Annotated in this window: 17 protein-coding genes and 1 other annotated feature (1 of these 18 cut by a window edge); of the genes, 8 read left to right on the plus strand and 9 right to left on the minus strand. The window is 39.1% G+C overall.

Annotation, left to right across the window (positions count from 1 at the left end; genetic code table 11):
- Positions 1-79 (plus strand) — a binding site (T-box leader) (it extends 165 nt beyond the left edge of the window).
- A gap of 91 nt (positions 80-170) precedes the next feature.
- The 5 genes from LMB56_RS01175 to LMB56_RS01195 all read left to right on the plus strand — a co-directional run bounded on the left by LMB56_RS01175 (position 171) and on the right by LMB56_RS01195 (position 5628).
- Positions 171-1022, plus strand: a complete 852-nt coding sequence (locus LMB56_RS01175) for a MetQ/NlpA family ABC transporter substrate-binding protein (RefSeq protein ID WP_003671339.1) — start codon at positions 171-173, stop codon at positions 1020-1022.
- Positions 1023-1034: 12 nt separating this feature from the next.
- Positions 1035-2099 (plus strand): methionine ABC transporter ATP-binding protein, encoded by a 1065-nt coding sequence (locus tag LMB56_RS01180; RefSeq protein ID WP_016497147.1) that lies wholly within the window; start codon positions 1035-1037, stop codon positions 2097-2099.
- The gene (locus LMB56_RS01185) at positions 2074-2781 is read left to right on the plus strand and encodes a methionine ABC transporter permease (RefSeq protein WP_411268716.1); all 708 of its coding nucleotides are present in this window, start codon (positions 2074-2076) and stop codon (positions 2779-2781) included. The genes LMB56_RS01180 and LMB56_RS01185 overlap by 26 nt, the downstream gene beginning before the upstream one ends.
- A gap of 18 nt (positions 2782-2799) precedes the next feature.
- A complete protein-coding gene (locus LMB56_RS01190) occupies positions 2800-3945 on the plus strand; it encodes an ArgE/DapE family deacylase (RefSeq protein ID WP_229277410.1) in 1146 nt (381 codons plus the stop codon).
- 345 nt (positions 3946-4290) lie between these two features.
- Positions 4291-5628 (plus strand): ClC family H(+)/Cl(-) exchange transporter, encoded by a 1338-nt coding sequence (locus LMB56_RS01195; protein WP_016497149.1) that lies wholly within the window; start codon positions 4291-4293, stop codon positions 5626-5628.
- Positions 5629-5827: 199 nt separating this feature from the next.
- On the opposite strand, the gene msrB is transcribed toward LMB56_RS01195, so the two are convergent.
- The 5 genes from msrB to LMB56_RS01220 form a co-directional block, all read right to left on the minus strand.
- Complete coding sequence (msrB, locus tag LMB56_RS01200; RefSeq protein ID WP_086142779.1) at positions 5828-6256, minus strand: peptide-methionine (R)-S-oxide reductase MsrB; 429 nt, start codon at positions 6254-6256, stop codon at positions 5828-5830.
- Positions 6257-6327: 71 nt separating this feature from the next.
- Positions 6328-6966 (minus strand): ABC transporter permease, encoded by a 639-nt coding sequence (locus LMB56_RS01205; RefSeq protein WP_065533590.1) that lies wholly within the window; start codon positions 6964-6966, stop codon positions 6328-6330.
- Positions 6959-7729, minus strand: coding sequence for an ABC transporter ATP-binding protein (locus LMB56_RS01210; RefSeq protein WP_229283346.1), 771 nt, complete (start codon positions 7727-7729; stop codon positions 6959-6961). The genes LMB56_RS01205 and LMB56_RS01210 overlap by 8 nt, the downstream gene beginning before the upstream one ends.
- A complete protein-coding gene (locus LMB56_RS01215; protein WP_229283345.1) occupies positions 7704-8354 on the minus strand; it encodes an ABC transporter permease in 651 nt (216 codons plus the stop codon). Before LMB56_RS01215 ends, LMB56_RS01210 begins: the two co-directional genes overlap by 26 nt.
- A gap of 81 nt (positions 8355-8435) precedes the next feature.
- Positions 8436-9335 carry a glycine betaine ABC transporter substrate-binding protein gene (locus LMB56_RS01220; protein ID WP_229283344.1) on the minus strand — a complete coding sequence of 300 codons (900 nt, stop codon included), beginning with the start codon at positions 9333-9335 and terminating at the stop codon, positions 8436-8438.
- A gap of 148 nt (positions 9336-9483) precedes the next feature.
- On the opposite strand from LMB56_RS01220, the gene LMB56_RS01225 reads away from it, so the two are divergent.
- Both LMB56_RS01225 and LMB56_RS01230 read left to right on the plus strand, forming a co-directional pair.
- A complete protein-coding gene (locus LMB56_RS01225) occupies positions 9484-9939 on the plus strand; it encodes an Rrf2 family transcriptional regulator (protein WP_229283343.1) in 456 nt (151 codons plus the stop codon).
- 2 nt (positions 9940-9941) lie between these two features.
- Positions 9942-10796: an NmrA family NAD(P)-binding protein gene (locus LMB56_RS01230; protein WP_229283342.1), complete on the plus strand. Its 855-nt coding sequence runs from the start codon at positions 9942-9944 to the stop codon at positions 10794-10796.
- Positions 10797-11009: 213 nt separating this feature from the next.
- Here LMB56_RS01230 and LMB56_RS01235 read toward each other — a convergent pair whose 3' ends face one another.
- Positions 11010-12197, minus strand: coding sequence for a phosphopentomutase (locus tag LMB56_RS01235; protein ID WP_229283341.1), 1188 nt, complete (start codon positions 12195-12197; stop codon positions 11010-11012).
- Between the two features lie 103 nt (positions 12198-12300).
- Here LMB56_RS01235 and LMB56_RS01240 point away from each other — a divergent pair, with 103 nt between their 5' ends.
- Positions 12301-14109 carry a heavy metal translocating P-type ATPase gene (locus LMB56_RS01240; protein ID WP_153703149.1) on the plus strand — a complete coding sequence of 603 codons (1809 nt, stop codon included), beginning with the start codon at positions 12301-12303 and terminating at the stop codon, positions 14107-14109.
- 49 nt (positions 14110-14158) lie between these two features.
- On the opposite strand, the gene LMB56_RS01245 is transcribed toward LMB56_RS01240, so the two are convergent.
- The 3 genes from LMB56_RS01245 to LMB56_RS01255 all read right to left on the minus strand — a co-directional run bounded on the left by LMB56_RS01245 (position 14159) and on the right by LMB56_RS01255 (position 16102).
- Entirely contained in the window at positions 14159-14893 is a 735-nt protein-coding gene (locus tag LMB56_RS01245; protein ID WP_217324506.1) for a M57 family metalloprotease, read from the minus strand.
- A 75-nt stretch (positions 14894-14968) separates the two neighbouring features.
- Positions 14969-15673, minus strand: a complete 705-nt coding sequence (locus LMB56_RS01250) for a hypothetical protein (protein ID WP_153703150.1) — start codon at positions 15671-15673, stop codon at positions 14969-14971.
- Positions 15674-15781: 108 nt separating this feature from the next.
- The gene (locus tag LMB56_RS01255; RefSeq protein ID WP_003671366.1) at positions 15782-16102 is read right to left on the minus strand and encodes a hypothetical protein; all 321 of its coding nucleotides are present in this window, start codon (positions 16100-16102) and stop codon (positions 15782-15784) included.
- Positions 16103-16123: the final 21 nt, after the last annotated feature.

Here is a 16123-nt window from a genome sequence, read left to right on the forward strand (position 1 = left end):
TTATTAGAGTAACCTACTGAGGCTGGGTCTGTGAAGATTCAGCAAATAAAGGTGGTAACGCGAAGCACTCGTCCTTTGAATAAAGGGACGAGTGCTTTTTTATTTACTAGCAAGTTAACGTTTTAATTAACCAACGAAAATATTTAATTGATTGAAAGGGAGTTTTTACTATGAAGAGAAAGAAAAGAAGAAATATCATTATTTGGTCAGTAGTTGCACTTATCGTTGTTATTGCCGGATACTTTAGTTTTATCCGTCCGCAACAACAAGCAAAACGGACTGTTACTGTCGGGATTATGGCTGGTTCAAAACAAGACGATGAAATTTGGAATTCAGTAAGCAAAACCGCTAAAGATAAGTACAACGTTACTTTAAAATTCAAACGATTCACTGATTACAACCAACCAAACAAGGCTTTGGAAAATGGCGATGTTGACTTAAACGCCTTCCAACACAAGTTATTCTTACAAACTTGGAATAAAGCCCATAAAACTGATCTTGTTTCTTTAGGTGATACATTTATTACTCCAATCCGGTTATACTCCAAGCAATACAAGAGTGTAAAGGAAATTCCTAATGGTGGAACGATCGCAGTGCCAAATGATGCTTCAAACGAATCACGGGCATTATTCGCATTAAAGAATGCTGGTTTGATTGACCTAAAGAAGGGTACAAAGCTCGCAACCGTAAGTTCAATTTCTAAGAACCCACGCGATCTTAAGATTAAAGAATTAGCCGCTGATCAAACAGCCCGGTCGCTAGATAACGTTGATGCCGCAGTAGTTAACACTAACTATGCGCAAGCTGCTGGTCTTAATTACAAGAGTGCTATTTTCGTTGAACCAGTTAACAAGGATTCAAAGCAATGGGTCAACATCATTGCTGTTAAAGACAGTGAAAAGAACAACAAGATTTACAAAGATGTTGTACGTGCTTACCAAACTGAAAAAACTAAACGAGAAATTAAGAAACTATACGGAACTGCAGAAATTCCTGCTTGGGACCTCAACTTCAATAAATAAAGGAGGATTAATATGGCGAACCCGATCATTGACTTAGACAACATTAGCGTAACTTTTAAGCAGCGAAAACAGGTTGTTCATGCCGTTAAGGATGTTACCTTAAAAGTAGAAAAGGGCGATATTTATGGGATTGTTGGTTATTCTGGAGCTGGTAAATCAACATTAGTTCGAACCATCAACCTCCTCCAACTTCCTACTGCTGGATCAGTAACAGTTAATGGCACTGTTTTTTTCAAAGACCATCAACAGCAAATTAGCAATAAAGAGTTACAAGAAAAGCGCCGAAAAATTGGAATGATTTTTCAACACTTCAATTTATTAAATGAAACTTCAGTAATTGAAAATGTCCTTTTCGCCCTTAAACATACTGACCTGGATGATGACGCAAAGGAGAAGAAGGCGCTTGAACTTTTAGACTTAGTTGGCTTAAAGGATAAGGCTGAATTCTACCCTGTTCAATTATCTGGTGGTGAACAGCAACGAGTTTCCATTGCCCGGGCATTAGCTAATGATCCTGAAATTCTAATCTCTGATGAGGCTACTTCGGCTCTTGACCCCCAAAACACTAATCAGATTTTGGACCTTCTTAAACGGCTCAATGATAAATTGGATTTAACGATTGTCCTTATTACTCATGAAATGGACGCTGTTAAACGGGTAGCGAATAAGATTGCTGTCATGGAATATGGACAAATCATTGAGCGCGGCACCTTACAGAAGGTGTTCCTCCAACCACAACAGGACTTAACTCGTCAATTTGTGGGAGGTTCCTTAGCCGCAGTCGATACCCTTAAAGCATTTGACCTTGGCCACCTTGACGATGATGAAGAGTTGCTGCAATTGGTCTACGATGCAAATAATGTGACTAAATCAATCATTATCGAGTTATATAAGAAGCTGCAAGTTGAAGCAAGTATGCTTTATGGAAACATTGAAGTCTTGGCCGGTTCACCAGTCGGTACCCTGTTTGTGGTTATCAAGGGCGATGCTGATAAGCGTCAACAAGCTATTGACTTCTTAAAAGAAAACGATGTTACTGTCACAAAGATTGATGATCGGAGGATTTGGAATGAATAATCTTATACCAAATGTAATTCAACTTGGTTGGGGTGGTGACAACGGTTGGGGCACTTCAATCGTGCAAACTATCTACATGACTTTCTGGCCTGCTATCTTCGGCGGAATTTTAGGATTAATCTTCGGAGTTGCGCTTGTGGTTACTGAGCCCGGTGGAATTTTAGAAAATCGAATTGTTTTTAGTATCGTTGATAAAGTCGTATCTGTTTTCCGGGCAATTCCATTTATCATTTTGTTGGCCTTCATTGCCCCCTTCACCCAATTGATTGTTGGAACACAGATTGGAACAACCGCCGCATTAGTGCCACTTTCATTAGGTGTATTTGCTTTCTATGCTCGTCAAGTTCAAGTTGCGCTTGAAAGTGTTGACCACGGTAAAATTGAAGCTGCCCAAGCTATTGGGGCTACTAACCGGGATATCATTATTGACGTTTACCTCCGCGAAGCTCGTTCTGAACTTGTCCGTGTCTCCACCGTTACATTAATTAGTTTAGTTAGCCTTACTGCAATGGCCGGTGCAATTGGTGCTGGTGGTTTAGGTAATACTGCTATTTCATACGGTTACGACCGCTTTAACAACGACGTAACCCTTGTCGCCACGATTCTTGTTCTTTTATTTGTTTTAATCATTCAAGTAGTTGGCGATATTTTAGCCAAGAAACTTAACCACCAAGACCGTTAACATATAGGAGGGATTATTATGGAAGTCAGTGAAAAAGTCAAAGTACTGCAAGATTTAATAAAAATCCATTCTGTTAATGGAAATGAAGTTGAGGTAGCCCATTACTTACAAAAACTTTTAGCAAGTCACGGAATTGATTCAAAAGTTGATGAATTTGGTGACCGTCGTGCAAATTTGATCGCGGAAATCGGAACTGGTGAAAGCAAAAAGATTCTTGGACTTACTGGGCACCAAGACACCGTGGCAGTACCTAATCCAGATCGCTGGCAACATGATCCCTTTGGCGGCGAGATTAACGGTGATTATGTTTTCGGTCGGGGAGCAGCTGACATGAAAAGCGGTCTGGCTGCTCAAGCCATCGTCTTAATCGAATTAAAAGAAGCTGGTCAACTGCCATCAGGAACAGTTAGATTTATTGCTACCGCCGGAGAAGAACTTGGTACTCCTGGTGCCTATCGATTACAAAAACAAGGGGTTGCCGATGATCTTGATGCATTAGTAGTTGGTGAACCAACTGGCGGAAACGTTATTTTTGCTCACTCAGGAAGTATGAACTATCGCGTTACTAGCTATGGAAAGTCTTGTCATAGTTCACATCCGCAAAACGGTATTAATGCAATTGAAGGGTTGCTAAAGTTTATCGAAGAAGAAAAACACCTTTTTGATAATAGCAAGGATGATCAGTATCTCGGTAAAGTGCAGCATAGCATTACAGTTATTGACGGTGGGTCACAAGTTAATACCATCCCCGACAGCGCTAGTTTACATGGAAATATTCGTCCCACGGCAGCATTTAATAATATTAAAGTTGCAGATCGATTAAACGATGCGCTTGAATACATTAATCACACAACGCCCTTCCAATTAGAACTAAAAATTATTCAAGATTTCTATCCCATTGCAACAGAACCTAATAATGATTTTGTCCAAATCGCCCTCAATGCTGCTCAGCGCAATTATCCAGATGATATCAAACTCGATATTATCAATGGTGCAACAGATGCGAGTGTATTTACATTAAATCGGCCAGATCTTCCGGTTGTAATTTTAGGTTGTGATGATTGGAATGCGGCTCATCAAAATGATGAATATACAACAATTTCTAGTTACGTCGCTACAATTAAAGCTTATAAGCAAATTATTCGTGATTTCTTCAAAGAATAAGCAAGATGTTTAAATGAATACTCTAATTAGTAAAATAAGAGATGCTTTTTAATCAATTATAGCCAACTAATGTTATAATGTAGTTGATGAAAGCGATGTCAATTTTATTAAGAAAGGGTGTTTACCATGATGTCATTATTGAGTAACGTAATCGCTGTTGTAAGTTTTTCCGCAATTTTATTAGCTTCAATTATAAGTTTATTTGTGGGTGGTAAACACCAACATAGATTTTATTAAAAAGCTCATAGAAAATAAGAGTGAACAATACTTATCTCTCGCAGACTGTTATTGTTCACTCTCTTTTTATGCTAATATAGGGAAAACACCGTATTGGAGGCAGTATTTGTGAAAAATGAAAATACCTTATATCACAAACGGGCACGGGACATTTTAGGAAAACCATTCACCTCCATTGTTTCGCGTTACCTTGGCGTTAGCATTGCTATTGGGATAGTAACTGGTCTTGTAATTGGAGTCTTTCGTTGGATTATCGATCATACGCTGACTTTACTTACTATTATCTATCCTTTTATGGGAAAACATCCCTTAGTTTTGATTCCTTATGTATTAGGTACATTTATCGTTGCATGGTTAATTGGAAAAATTGTAAAACCCTATGAAGAGGACGTTGTTCGTTCCGGGGTTACACAATTAAAAGCTGTTTTGCTAGGAAGACACCGGATCCATTGGTGGCCTGTATTATGGCGAAAGTTTGTCGCTAGTTTGCTCACTATCTGTCCTGGACTTTTCTTAGGACGTGAAGGACCAAGTATCCAAATTGGTGCTTGTATTGGAGCTTGCTTTAACGAAAAATTTTTTCACCTCACAGATAAAGATAAATATTTATTAATGGAATGTGGAGTTGCTGCTGGGTTATCTGCTGCTTTCAGCGCTCCTTTAGCAGGAACAATGTTTTTACTAGAAGAAATGACGCATAATTTCAATTCCCGAATTTGGATTCCCGCTTTAACTTCTTCCATTGTTTCTGCATTTATTACTTTTTTGTTTTTTGGCATTAAGCCCTGCTTATATATTCCAATCACAACCAAATTGCCTGTTGCATCTTATCCATGGTTAATCATTGCGGGGGTTGTTATTGGTTTCTTAGCATACTGTTTTCAATTTGCTGCCCTCAACCTCACCTGGTGGTACAGCAAAATCACCTTTATCCCCAAAGAATTCCATAGCATTATTCCACTATTATTAGTTATTCCTGTTGGGTTATGGAATCCTTATATTCTTGGTGGTAGTCACGATTTTATTAAATATGTCACCAATATGTCACTTTCAACGAATTGGAAAGCAATGGTCGCAATTTTATTAATTTATTTTATCCTTCGTTTTGGTGGCACAATGATTGCGTATGGTGCTACAGTTCCAGGTGGTATTTTCATGCCATTATTCGTTTTAGGAACCGTTGTTGGCGCATTGACTGGAACCATTCTTATCCATATGGGAATAATCCCAGCTAGTTGTTATGTCAACGTCATTATAATTTCAATGGCCGCATATTTTGGCGGGGCAGAAGGATTACCATTTACAGCAATTTTATTAGTAACTGAAATGGTTGGTTCAGTTGAACAAATTTTACCAATGACCTTAATTACCTTAGTCGCCTATTATGTTAATCGCTTATTAGGTGGTCGCCCTTCACTTTATGACGCAATGTTAGAAGAAAAATAAATAATTTAAAACCAACATCGGGAGCGAGACAGAAGTCACTTGTGACTTCATTTTTCGACGTGAAGCTAGCCTCTGGGAGTCCCCGCAAGCAACAATGGCCTCTAACGTTCGGTTCTGCCGGACATTAGAGGCCATTGTTGTACTGCGTATTTGCTTTTTATGAAAGTAACTTAACTTATGTCACAGTTCCGATTTTTAGTTATTTATCAAACAAACTTAGATATTCTCCATAGCCTTTTTCTTGCAATTTATCAACCGGAATAAACCGCAAAGCTGCTGAATTGATGCAATAGCGCAATCCTCCACGATCAGTTGGACCGTCAGTAAAGACATGCCCTAGATGTGAATCAGCTTCCTTACTTCTTACCTCGGTTCGCTCCATTCCAAATGATTGATCACGTTTTTCGGTAAGGACACGCTTCTTAATCGGCTTAGTAAATGCTGGCCACCCACATCCTGCATCGTATTTATCTAATGATGAGAATAATGGTTCCCCACTAACAACGTCAACATAAATACCCGGTTCATCAAATCGATCATATTTACCACTATATGGTTTTTCAGTAACTCCCATTTGAGTCACAGCATATTGCATTGGCGTTAATTTCTTTAATTCATTTTTATCCATTCAGCATCCTCCTCGTTTTCGTTACCTATTTTGATTATACGAATTCTCAGGGAATACTACTAATTTCCTGCTCAGTTATTTAATACTCCTTTCCACCGATGCAACAACATCCACGAAATCAATTGAACAATTCCGGCACAAACTAATGTCAAAGCCATTGTTAAAATTGTTCCCCACAAAATCGGCACGACCTGTTGCCCCTGCAATCCTTCAAACAATAATTGACCAAGCCCACCAGCATTGATCGTTGCCGCAATAGTTGCCATTGCCATTGTCGAAGCTAGTGCCACTTGGATTCCACTAAAAATTGCCGGTAATGCTAGCGGCAATTGAATTTGGCGAAAAACCTGTCGAGATGTCATCCCCATCCCCACACCAACTTCGATTAATTGTGGATCAACTCCACGGATTCCCGTAATGAAGGAACGCAATAGGACATATTCAGAGTAGATCGTTAAAACAATAATCGCGGTCTTCATTCCTAATCCAGAAATCGGTAAGAGTAAGGCAAAAAATGCAAAACTTGGAATTGAATATAAGAGCGAAAAGAAATAGATCAAACTGTTAAGCCATTTTTCACGCCGTAAGAATAATAAGATTATTACAACCGCAATCACTAAGGCAATTACTAATGAAGAAAGAACCATTGTTGCATGTTGCTGCACATCATCAAGCATTATCGGCCAATTCTCATTCCAATACTCAATCATATTGTTGCCTCCACAAATCTTGATTTTGGCGAATCGTTCCTAAAAGCTGCTCAACAAATTCCATTGCTGGATGGCGCACAATTTCTTCTGGCGTAGCAAACTGAACGATGCGTCCTTCATGCATGATCATCACTCGCTGGCCTAAAAATAAAGCTTCGTTAATATCATGGGTTACAAACATAAAAGTCTTTTCTGCCAACGATTCATGAATCTTTTTTACTTCTCGTTGCAATTCCATCCTTGTTAAGGCATCCAGTGCGCCAAAAGGTTCATCAAATAATACATACGGTGGATTAGTCGCTAAAGCTCTTGCCACTCCTACGCGTTGTTGTTGGCCCCCAGATAATTGTTGAGGATAGCGATTCATATATTCAGCGGGATTTAGTTGAACAAGACTTAGTAGTTCTTTAACACGATTATTAATCTCTTTCTTATCCCAATGCAGCATTTTGGGCACAACTGCAATATTTTGTCCAATTGTCATATGAGGAAATAATCCGATCTGTTGGACAACATATCCCATGTGCCGGCGCAATTTTACTAGATCGAGTTCCCGAAGCTTTTGTCCATCAATTAAGATTTCACCAGCACTTGGCGCTATCAACCCATTAATCATTTTCAAGGTAGTAGTTTTCCCTGAACCAGATGAGCCAAGAATCGTTATAAATTCGCCCTTGTTGACTGTAAAATTGAGATCAGGAATCACCGTTTGATCGTTAAAACGCTTCTCAACATGTTTAAATTGAATAATTGGTTCTGTCATGCTTTTGTACCTTTCTAATTAAAAAATCAAAGCTAATCATTGCCAGCAAGGATAAAATAGCAACGCTTACTGCGCCAATCACTACATAACTCATATCGTATAAGCCTAAGCCAGTAAATATTAGGGTCCCCAATCCACCAGCACCAATATAAGTAGCTAAGGTTGCACTAGCAATGATCTCAACCAATGCTAGTTTTATTCCGTTTAAAATATAGGGCAACGCCAGGGGAATTTCTATTTGCCGACGTAATCGGCGCTGATCCATCCCTAGGGCTATCCCAACTTCCTTATATAGTGGACTCACTTCATTAAAGCCGAGAATTGTATTGATTAGCAACGGCGGAAGCGCTAAAACAATTAAAGCAATTAACGCAGGGACAACCCCCGTTCCAATAAATGGAATTAATAGAAACAGCAATGCCAAACTAGGAATGATTCGTAACAATTGCGCAAACATCACACAAAATTGAGCAACTGGTTTTATTCGCGAACCAATATATCCTAATGGCAATGCAATGATCATTGAAATCACTAGCGTTACAACAGTCAGAATTATATGCTGACCAACATATTGCCAATATTGTCCGCTATTCGTTTGAAAATATTGAATTATTTGGTCTAGCAAGCTACCACTCTCCTCATCTTTTGCCTATAACGAAGGAGCAAATATCTAGCAAGAAAAACTAGCTATCTGCCCCCTTGGCACTTATTTCATATTTTGATTATACCAATTTTTAGCAACGGTCTTATAATTTTGCCCGTCGACATTAACTTTTTTGTTTAGATCTGTTAATTGCTTAGTTGTTAACTTCGCATCAACTTTATTTAAGGCTTGCTCCATTTTTGGATGACTTTTGGCAGCTTTTTTATTTACTACTGGCACTAAATTATATGGTGGCCAAATATTCTTATTATCCTTTAGTAAAGTAAACTTACTAGTTGCTAATTGACCATCAGTTGTTGAAACTGGAGCTGCTTGTGCTTTCCCTTGTTCCATAATCTTGTAGAGTAAATTTACGTCATAGTCCTTAATTGACTTAAAATCAAATTTACCATAAACCTTATTCATTTCTGGAAGGGCATCAGCACGTTTTTCGAACTCACCCTGTGAAGCAAAGTTAATCTTCTTTGCATTCTTTTGTAGTTCACTTAAATTAGTAATGTGGTACTTCTTTGCGTCCTTAGTTGGCATTGCAACACCTTGGCGATTATCACCTGGTGCATATTTAAATGTTGTTAAGCCGTCTTTTTGAATACCATCGTGTGCTAATTTAGCCATTTGACTAGCACTCTTGCCAGTTCCCTTCTTTTTAAGGTATGCCTCTACAATCGTTCCCGTATAATCAGGATAAACATCAACTTCGCCTTTTTGTGTTGCACTAAAAATCACATTATTTGAAATGTTGGGTTTCCGAGTAACCTTATAACCCTCATGCTCAAGTGCAAGCGCGTAAATTTCACTAACAGTCTTACTTTCTGAAACATTTTTTGAACCCACAATAATTGGTTTATTGCTGGCAGCACTTGCTACTGCCGGCGTAATAGTCCCTGCTAGTAGGCTAGTAATGCTTAATAATGACAGAACAACGATTTTCTTAAATTTCATTTATTTTCTCCTAACTTGTAACTAAAAAAGTTTCAATCAATAAACTAATACTATATCTAAGAAAAATAATTGTCAAGGTAATAGCGAATTTAATCTCTTGACATCATGTAACTTTATAAATTACAATTAGCATTAAAGGAATGATAATATGAAAATTTCAACCCGTTTTAGTGATAGCATCCATATTCTTGCTTTCATTAATATTTATCAAGGAACTATTCCATTAACAAGTAATAATATTGCTAGCAGCATTGAAACTTCGCCAGTTGTTGTCCGACGTTTGATGAGCGCGCTCAATAAAGCTGGATTAATCAATACCGTCCATGGTGCAGCTGATCCAGCGCTTACAAAATCACCCGAAAACATCTCACTCTATGACATTTTTCTTGCGATCGAAGGGGATGCGCATCTATTTACAATTGATGAACGAACAAATCCCCAATGCATCGTTGGCGGGAATATTCAAGAGACGCTTGACGGCTTTTACCAACAAGCGGAAACAGCCGCGAAAGCCAAACTTGCGAGAACCAGTTTACAAGATGTCATCGACACTATTCGCGTTAAACAAGCAATGAAAGATGCCGAAAAAGAAAGAAGGAACTAATAATGAAGTATATGGTTACTGGTGCAACCGGGCACCTTGGTCAACACGTTGTTAAGCAATTAAGCAAACTTACATCCCCAGACAACATCCGCGTCGGCGTTCACAATCCTGCCAAAGCTTCCCAATTCAAAGATGCTGGATATGAAATTGCCGCAATTGACTATCATGACGTTGCTAAAATGACGGCAGCCTTTAGCGGAATCGATGTTGTTATCTACATTCCAAGCATCACCTACTTAGTTAAGGATCGAATTGACGAATTTGAGAATTCATTAACCGCAATGTTTAAGGCTGCCGTTCATAATTTAGTCGATGTTAGTTTTATTGCAGATCAATATAACAATCCTTTCCAAATGGCTGGTTACTACGCATACTTACCTGCCCGGCTTGCCAGTTCCGGCCTTAAATACGCTGTTGTTAAGAATTCATTGTATGCTGACCCACTCGTCCCTTACCTTCCAGAATTAATTGAACGCCACAATATCATTTACCCGGTTGGTGACCAGGCAATGAGTTTTATTTCCCGCCAAGATAGTGCTGAAGCCATCGCCAATGTAGCAGTTAAACCATACTTGCGAGACAAGGGACAAAATTATCTCCTTACCATGAGCAAAAATTATACAATGCCAGAACTTAGTTATATTATGACTAATGTTACAGGTGAAGAGATTGGTTATAACCCCGTTACCGTAAAAAAATTTGCTGAAATTTACGCGGCTGAGGGTGACGGAAACGAACTCGCTTCGATGTACCAAGCAGCTGCAATGGGCTTGATGGACCAAGTTACTGACGACTTTGCGCATATCACTGGACATCAACCAACAGATATGAAAGAATTCCTTATAAAAAACTACTAAGCGCTTAAGTAAATTTTGAAAGGGTGTCTTTTCTATGTTTACTCTTCCCCTTGGTATTGGACAAATTCATGCAATGCACGAGTTATTTAAAACAAACCCGCGTCTTGCTGACCTTGTCCTTCTTTTGATTATGGGAATTGCTATTTATTATAAATTTCATCGTTAATATAGGTAAAAGAGGATGGAAAATCAGAATTTTTCCATCCTCTTTTATCAATATGCAGAAAATAATTCTCTTAAAAAACTATTACCAACTGGCAACTTATCTTCTAAGTCATAATTATCAAGAATCGTTGCCCCAATATCGCTAAAACTTCTGCCACCGAGCGAAATATTTGGTTTTATCTGTGGTGATGTTACAAGTAACGGCACATATTCACGAGTATGTTTTTCGCCAGGATAAGTAGGGTCATTCCCAAAGTTCCCTGTCACAATCAGCAAATCATCATCTTGTAGTTTATCGATAATTTTTGTAAGTTCGTGGTCAATTCGCATCAATTCCGTTCCAAAGCCTTCAGGATTACGCGCTTTACCAAATTGCTCTATCTCCCCCACTTCTGCTATACAAACACCCGTAAACTTTTTCTCGATCAGTTCTTTCAACTGAACAAAGCTCTCTTGATTATTCCCGGTTATTTCATTATGGTCCAAACCAAAGAACTGGGTACTTTTCCCGATTAACTTCACAGCATAACCCTCTTCCAAGAGACAATCAATAACCGTTGGACTTGCTGGAGCTAAAGGAAATTTATAAAGTTCTTGGGGATAAAAATTAGCCGCCTGGTTCCCGCTAAAAAGAAGACCATTCACATTTTCGATAGTATATGGGGAATTATCCAACATTTTTCGCAAAATCTGACAATCTTCTTTTAATTCGCCAACCGAAATAGTCTGTTCATGCGCAATTAACCAAACACTCGAAGAACTAGCCGTCGCTACTAGCAGACCACCTGTTGTCAATTGTTCAAGGCCATAATCTTTCAACGCAGTCCGGATATTCATTAAGGAATTGCTTAAAAGAGGGCGCTTTGCTTTTCGCGCAAAATTAATCGCTATTTCCAACGGCACACCATCAATAAAAACGTCAGGTTCAGCGGTCGTTGCCAAGCCCATCATCTCCCACTGGCTCTCCCGATCACTCAGGCCCGTTGAAATTGAACTCATTTGACCATAAGCAGCGTGAAGATTTTCAAGCGAAGGCATCCCCATAATCGGGTGCAAGTTGCCAAGACCCATTTTCTGAAAAGTCGGTAGTTGTAGCCGTACGCGAAAATGTTCCCCAAGGTGTCCTAGCGTATCAGCCCCTAAACTCTCAAACTGATTGGCATCAGCCGTTGCTCCAATCCCTAATGAATCAATTATCACTACAAAAATACGTTGATAAGATTGTCCATTTTGCATTCTTTTTCACCAATTTCCTTAATATTTCTAATTTTTTATTATATCATTGCATAAAAATCCTATAATTAAATTGTAGAAAGTATGAGGACTAAGCGGGGGTATTATGAAAAAACTATCTAATAAACAAAAATTAATCATTATCCTAGTAATTGCAGCAATCGCAGTCGTGCTCCAATTTGGATTTCATTTACAACTTTTTGCTCAAATTCTAGTTACTGTCGTCGGCGCAATTGTTGCTTTTTCAATGTTTATTGGCATGATAAAAACTATTCGTAGTGGTAAATATGGCGTTGATCTGCTTGCCATTATGGCTGTCGTCGCAACGCTAGCCGTTAGCGAATATTGGGCAGCGATGGTTATTCTTGTAATGTTAACCGGAGGAGATGCCTTAGAAGATTATGCTGCCAAAAAAGCAAGCACCGAATTAAAAGCATTACTTAATAATTCACCACAAACGGCGCATTTAATCACCAATGGCAAAACTAGCGACATCCCAGTTAACGATGTCAAAGTTGGCGACCAGCTTATCGTTAAGCCTGGAGAATTAGTACCAGTCGATGGAATTATTAAAAATGGTGAGGGATTGTTCGACGAATCGTCATTAACTGGTGAATCACGGCCAGTTTCAAAAACAGCTGGTGACGAAGTGATGTCAGGATCAGTTAATGGTGATAATGCCATTACTTTACAGGTCACCAAGCTAGCCAAAGATAGTCAATATCAGCAACTCGTTAAATTGGTTAAGGAGGCTGAATCAACTCCTGCCCACTTTGTTCGATTAGCCGACCGATATGCTGTTCCATTTACGATTATTGCCATTATTATCTCTTCACTCGCATGGGTGCTTTCTGGCCGTCCCGAACGATTTGCGGAAGTTCTCGTTGTTGCTTCACCATGTCCATTAATCCTCGCAGCTCCAGTGGCAATGGTTTCTGGAATGAGCCGAGCTTCACGAAATGGAATTGTTGTCAAAACAGGGAGTGTACTGGAAAAACTAGCAGTTGCTAAAACTGGTGCATTTGATAAAACAGGAACTATTACAAGTGGTCAATTGACCGTTGATAAAATCCTCCCTACAGGAAAAATCGACTCAACTCAGCTCCTCCATTACGCAGCAAGTGCTGAACAACAATCATCACATATCCTAGCACGCTCACTGATTTCTTATGCCACTGCGTATAATATTTCCTTATCACCTGTCGATCAACTTACAGAAATAACCGGTAAAGGAATTTTAGCAACTGTTGATGGACGGGAAGTTAAAGTAGGAAAATTAAAATTCGTATCATCAGAAAATCTTAACCAGATGTTAGCATCAACGGCTATTTATGTGAGCGTCGATGGGCAATACTATGGTGCAATTACTTTTACCGATCATATTCGTCCTGAAGCAAAGCAAACAATGAACCGGTTAAAAAAGCTTGGGGTTACCAATCTATTAATGTTAACGGGAGACCAAGCTGTTATTGCAGATAAAGTTGCCCAACAAGTAGGGATCACGCAGGTTAAAGCCGACCTTCTTCCCCAAGATAAAATCAATGCACTTAAAGTCATTCCAACAAATGAACATCCTGTTTTCATGGTTGGCGACGGCGTAAACGACGCACCTTCTCTTGTGACAGCTGATGTTGGAATTGCGATGGGAGCTCATGGATCAACTGCTGCTAGTGAATCAGCTGCCGTTGTTATCCTAAAAGATGACCTTTCGCGAGTCGCAAAAGCCGTTAGCATTTCTCAGGAAACTCTGCGGATTGCAAAACAGGCGGTCCTAATCGGAATTGCAATCTGTACTATCCTAATGCTTATTGCTAGCACCGGAATCATTCCGGCCTTTTTCGGCGCCATGTTACAGGAAATAATTGATACTGTCTCTATCCTATGGGCACTAAAAGCACGGAAAATGACAGACTAAATAGAATAGCGAGGCTGAGAGAAATTTACTTCTTTCAGTCTCGCCATTTTTATTTATTATTAGCATATAGTTTTTGGACTGCTTGCACATCATCTGGTTGAATCGTATAGAATGATCCAGCAGGTTGCATTACCGAAACGGCATTGGTATGATCGAGTCCAATCGCATGCCCCAGTTCGTGCTCGGCTGTATTAACAATTCGTTCCTGACTATAGCCATAACTTGGGTCAGTTAAATAATATGTATTTAAGTACACCGTTGCATGCATAAATCTCCTTGTCAACGAATTCGAGGACGTCTTCGTTAACCCAGCAGCATTTGAATCAGAACGGTTCATTGTTGTAACAACGATATCTGCTTTACTTTGATTATTTACCGGTTTGAATGTAAATGCCCCAGTTTGATTCCAGTTTTGAATTGCAGTATTAGTAGCTGCGTCAAGTTGAGCATTATTTGTATTTACATAGACCGTTGCTTGATTAGTCGCCCATCGTCCAGTAGATGGAATTGAAGTTTGTGTACTTGTTTGTTGTTCTGTCGTTGGTTCTTGGTCACTTTTGGAAGAGCCATTGTTTGTATCGTTTAAGTGCAGATTAGAATTATCGTTTGAGCTTGTATCGTCTCTGCCAATTAACTTAGCAATGCGATCACGAACGTTCCATGCAGTTTGGTTCGCCGTTGCTTGAACTTGTGCATCATTGAAATAAAGCCATCCTCCACCTACTAAAAGTCCTATTATAAATATCCGCTTAAGCAGTCGAAAAATGAAATTTATCTCGTTCACCTTCTTTCAATTGTTACTAATTATAAAAAGTCAATCGGGATAAATCATGAACTAAATTTTAAATTTTGGTAACGATCAGCGACAATTTAATTCACGCTCTAAATCACGAGCATAAAATTTCAAGATCTGTTCAATCGCTATCACATCATTTTGGGCTTGATGATATTTAACCCGGGGAAGATGCAATAAACGACACATCTTTTCCAGACTGATCCCACTTTTACTTTTCCATACTTCTTTAGCGACTAGCTTTTCCAGATCTAACGACTGAATCGTGCGCCAGGGACGGTCCTCCTTCTTAATTTTTAATCGATTTGCTTCATAATTCAATGATTCAAAGTCAGTTCCATTATCCCAGCTTACAATATAGTCAGGCTGCTCTACCGCAATGAAATGAAAAATCCGGTTAAAAATCTGCCTAACCTCATATCCGTTTACTTCTGAAAGGCGGAGGTCATATTGTCGCAAAAAAGCCAATTGTCGCTCAGCAGACATATTCTGGGCATAGAGGTAGTAATTAAAGCTGTTTTGTGTTTCAAACATCTTCCCCGCAATCTGAGCAACGCCATTTCGATGCTTCTGCTGATCCTGAAAAAACTCAAGGTCCAAAATAAGGAATCGCGCTTGACTATTTAATCGTTGACGTAATTGATCAAAGTTTTTAATGGCCGGCGCTTTTTGGTCTTCTTTGTCCTTCGCGGCTGGCAACGACTGTAAAATCATCTCTGTCACCGGCGCAAAAGAACTAAAGCGAACTACCGACATCCCATCTTTTGGCATCTCTACTCCTCCTAAACATATGTTCGATTAATTATATCATAGAGTTGAGAGTTAGCATATAAAAAATAGGACTGGAGAAAATTTTGTTTTCTCGCAATCCTATTTTTCCTAGTGTAAACATGTGATAAAAGTGATTAAGCCAAAGATAATACCAGGGAAATTTGCCCAGAAGACTGGCCAATCACGTTGCTGCTTGAAGTAAGCATAAATGCACCATAACGTACAGTTAAGCGCTGCCACTAATGGTTGTAAAGGAGCACCGTAATTTCCGGCCAAATTATTCTTAATCTGTGAAATGTAAGATACATACATCAAAATAGCTACAACTGTTGCAACCTTGCTTAAAATGTCGATAAACTTGGTCTCTTGAATAACTTGCTTCTTTTCATTTGCTTTTTGGGAGTGTTCTACTAAGTGTGCAGCTTTCATTATAATCTCTCCTCAATCAAA

Origin of the sequence: Limosilactobacillus reuteri, assembly GCF_020785355.1 — a bacterium.
Lineage (GTDB): Bacteria > Bacillota > Bacilli > Lactobacillales > Lactobacillaceae > Limosilactobacillus > Limosilactobacillus reuteri_I.